The sequence below is a fragment of the Erwinia artemisiae genome (genome assembly GCF_051400835.1).
Taxonomy (GTDB): domain Bacteria; phylum Pseudomonadota; class Gammaproteobacteria; order Enterobacterales; family Enterobacteriaceae; genus Erwinia; species Erwinia aeris.
Genome location: NZ_JBLFFM010000004.1, coordinates 1 through 3,740, shown reverse-complemented (window position 1 = coordinate 3,740; position 3,740 = coordinate 1). Strand labels below are relative to the sequence as shown.

The following is a 3,740-nucleotide window of genomic DNA, read 5'->3' as shown; positions in this document are numbered from 1 at the left end:
TTGGTGGAGATAAGCGGGATCGAACCGCTGACCTCTTGCATGCCATGCAAGCGCTCTCCCAGCTGAGCTATACCCCCACAACAAAATACCGGTTTTTCGCGCCAAATCGTCTGGTGAAGATTTGGTGGAGATAAGCGGGATCGAACCGCTGACCTCTTGCATGCCATGCAAGCGCTCTCCCAGCTGAGCTATACCCCCGAGCCGAAAAACCTTTGTCGTCTTGACGGCGGGCATAATATGAAACGGGGCCGAACGTGTCAACGGCAAAATGCCAATCTGTGTTCGATCGCTGAAAAAGCGGCCAAAGCGATGCAAAAGGCCGCATCCGCACCTTTTGCCACACAGCATAATCCGCCTTAATCGCCGTTATGTCAGCGATCAAATGGTGTCGTGAATGCAATCCGGCAACGTTCCCGCTGCAATCACAGCGCGTCGGGTTTAATCCTGTAAACAGAGCGTTAATTGTGCGCTTAATTGCGCTTGTTTTTGTTAAAATCTCGTGCAAAACTTCCCGCGTTTTCGAATGCCGAACCCTTCTCAGCGCTGGATGCGCGCGTATAACGCGACGGATTCGGCCATTCTTTCTTTCACTACACCAGAATCAGAGCCACTATGTCCTTGTACTCACCTAAAGAAATTGCGGCGGTCGCTATTCAGGCTGGTATCGCCAAAAGCCGTTCGTCTGTCCCTACCCTGTTGATCCTCGGCTTTATTGCAGGGGCTTTTATCGCCACCGGCTTCCTGCTGGATCTGCACGTTATTAATCAGCTGCCCGCTAACTGGGGCTCCTTTGGCGGCCTGCTTGGCGCAGCGGTGTTTCCGGTGGGGATTATTCTGACCGTGCTGGCTGGCGGTGAGCTGCTGACCGGCAATATGATGACCATGCCGATCGCCTGGTTCGCCCGTCAGGTCAGCGGCTTTAGCGTAGTACGTAACTGGTTCTGGGTAACCATTGCCAACTTTATCGGCAGCATAGCCGTAGCATGGTTCTTTGGCCATGTGCTTGGCATGACCGAAGGCGACTACCTTAAAAAGACCGTGGCTATCGCCTCGGCCAAAGTCCACGCCGACTTTATGCACTCTTTCATTTCCGGTATCGGCTGTAACTGGCTGGTGTGTCTGGCGACCTGGATGGCGTTCGCCAGTAAAGACATGGTCGGCAAGATTTTTGGCATGTGGTTCCCGGTGATGGCGTTCGTGGCTATCGGCTTCCAGCACGTGGTAGCGAACATGTTTATTATCCCGGCCGCTATTTTTGCCGGCCAGCTGAGCTGGGCCGACTACCTGCCTAATTTTGCTGCCGTTTTCCTGGGCAATACGGTCGGTGGCGCGGTATTTGTCGGTCTGGCTTACTACATCGCCTATCGTCCGCAAAATCAGTCTGCTGCTACCCCACAGTAAGGCTTTCTTCCCTCTGCCGCCCGGCAGGGGGAAATATCATTTCTCCCCGCTGCTAATTATCTGCTCAGATTAGTCTTGCCTGTTAGTTGTTCGAACAATAAATTCCTGTAATATATGTCCGTTACATATCAACGCAAAAAGGATATTGCATAATGAAAAAGGAATGGTTAACGCCGGAAGAACTGGCACAGGAAACAGGTTTCAGCCGTCAGACTATCAATAAATGGGTTAAAAAAGAGCAATGGACGACCGTACCCAAGCCCGGCGTACAGGGCGGCAAGGCCCGTATGATCCATATTGATGAGAATGTAAGAAATTTCCTGAAATCCACCCGCCACGTCGCCGAGCCGACCGCCACCTATCGCGTCACGCAAAACTCTCTTCCCGCTCTGCTAATGACCTCTATTCAGCAAATGAACAGCGATGAACAAGAGAAGCTTTATGCATTACTGTTACGTGAAGGCATTCAGGGTATGCTGCAACGGCTGGATATTTCTCAGGTTGAGAAGTAGGTTTCCACGCCTGCCGAGCAGGTTGCACGTTGAAAAAAGAACCGGCTGATGCCGGTTCTTTTATTTAGAGGATTAAGCCTGCGCTTCGCGAGCCGCAATCCAGCTCAGCGCTTTTTCGATACGCGCAACGCTGCGCGACTGACCAATTGCTTCTACCGTCACGTCCAGCGCAGGTGACTGGCCTGCACCGGTAACGGCAACGCGCAGCGGCATGCCGACTTTGCCCATGCCCACTTCCAGCTCGTCCGCAGCGGACTGAATAGCCTGATGCACGTTTTCCGCGTTCCAGACGCTGATAGCGGCCAGCTTGTCACGAACCACTTCCAGCGGCTGACGGGCTACGGGACGCAGATGTTTTTTCGCCGCATCCGCATCAAACTCTGCAAAGTCTTCGTAGAAGTAACGGCAGGAAGCGGCCATTTCTTTCAGCGTCTTGCAGCGCTCGCCAAGCAGACGAACCAGCTGAGCCAGCTCAGGGCCGGTGCGGGTATCGATATTTTCCTGCTCAATATGCCATTGCAGATGCGTCGCCACGTACTCCGGCGCCAGCGTGGTGATGTAGTGATGGTTCAGCCACTGCAGTTTTTCGGTGTTGAAGGCGCTGGCGGATTTGCTGACCGCATCCAGATCGAACAGCTGCTTCATCTCTTCAATGCTGAAGATCTCCTGGTCGCCATGCGACCAGCCCAGACGCACCAGATAGTTCAGCAGCGCTTCCGGCAGATAACCGTCGTCGCGATACTGCATCACGCCTACGGCGCCGTGACGTTTGGAAAGCTTTTTGCCGTCGTCGCCCAGGATCATGGAGACGTGCGCGTAAACCGGCACCTGTGCGCCGATCGCTTTCAGGATGTTGATCTGGCGAGGCGTGTTATTGATATGATCTTCACCGCGGATAACGTGGGTAATTTCCATATCCCAGTCGTCGATCACGACACAGAAGTTGTAGGTCGGCGAACCATCGGTACGGCGGATGATCAGATCGTCCAGCTCCTGGTTGCTGAATTCGATGGGGCCACGGATCTGGTCGTCAAAAATGACCGAACCTTCCTGCGGATTGCGGAAACGCACTACGCAAGGCTCATCATCGGCATGGTGTTCGTGGCTGTCGCGGCAGCGACCGTCATAGCGTGGCTTTTCATTGTTCGCCATCTGCGTTTCGCGCAGCGCTTCCAGACGCTCTTTGGAGCAGTAGCATTTGTAGGCCGTGCCCGCTTCCAGCATCTGATCGATCACTGCATTGTAGCGATCGAAACGTTTGGTCTGATAGTACGGGCCTTCATCCCAGTCCAGGTTCAGCCAGTTCATGCCGTCCATGATCGCGTCGATAGCCTGCTGGGTGGAGCGCTCCAGATCGGTATCTTCTATACGCAGCACGAATTCGCCGCCCTGGTTACGGGCAAACAGCCAGGAATAAAGCGCGGTACGAGCGCCGCCAACGTGCAGGTAGCCCGTCGGGCTGGGTGCGAAACGGGTTTTGATTTTCATTAACAGCTGCCTTTTTACGCTATCAGAAGCGGGGAGCTCTGATAAATCCAGAATAAAGTGGGCAACATTCTATCATCACAAGATGAATCCTCAACGGCAATCCCCTGCTTTCGCGCCGCCTTTGCTGCAAAAGCCGACGGCGCCGTGACGCTTTTGCCTGAAATCGCAACATCTTGTTTAATTTTAAGACGAACGCAATTTTTCCTTCTAAAAATCGTTGACTCATTTTGCGCGATCCCTATAATGCGACTCCACACAGCGGGGGTGATTAGCTCAGTTGGTAGAGCATCTCCTTTACACGGAGGGGGTCGGCGGTTCGAGCCCGTCATCACCCACCAC

At 53.7% G+C, this 3,740-nt stretch carries 3 protein-coding genes and 3 tRNA genes; 3 read left to right on the top strand and 3 right to left on the bottom strand.

The genetic code is table 11. The features are described 5' to 3' along the window. Position 1: 1 nt before the first annotated feature. Together ACMGEE_RS10610 and ACMGEE_RS10605 are read right to left on the bottom strand one after the other, a co-directional pair. A tRNA-Ala gene (locus ACMGEE_RS10610) sits at positions 2 to 77 on the bottom strand. Positions 78 to 122: 45 nt separating this feature from the next. Next, positions 123 to 198 (bottom strand) — tRNA-Ala (locus ACMGEE_RS10605). A gap of 414 nt (positions 199 to 612) precedes the next feature. Between ACMGEE_RS10605 and ACMGEE_RS10600 the strand changes: the two genes are divergently transcribed. Continuing rightward, positions 613 to 1,401, top strand: a complete 789-nt coding sequence (locus ACMGEE_RS10600; RefSeq protein ID WP_125290868.1) for a formate/nitrite transporter family protein — start codon at positions 613 to 615, stop codon at positions 1,399 to 1,401. A 152-nt stretch (positions 1,402 to 1,553) separates the two neighbouring features. Next, positions 1,554 to 1,913, top strand: coding sequence for a YfeC-like transcriptional regulator (locus ACMGEE_RS10595; RefSeq protein ID WP_253459506.1), 360 nt, complete (start codon positions 1,554 to 1,556; stop codon positions 1,911 to 1,913). 72 nt (positions 1,914 to 1,985) lie between these two features. Here the strand turns inward: ACMGEE_RS10595 and gltX are convergent, their stop codons facing one another. Further along, entirely contained in the window at positions 1,986 to 3,401 is a 1,416-nt protein-coding gene (gene gltX, locus ACMGEE_RS10590) for a glutamate--tRNA ligase (RefSeq protein WP_253459503.1), read from the bottom strand. 262 nt (positions 3,402 to 3,663) lie between these two features. Between gltX and ACMGEE_RS10585 the strand changes: the two genes are divergently transcribed. After that, positions 3,664 to 3,739: transfer RNA gene (locus ACMGEE_RS10585), tRNA-Val, on the top strand. Position 3,740: the final 1 nt, after the last annotated feature.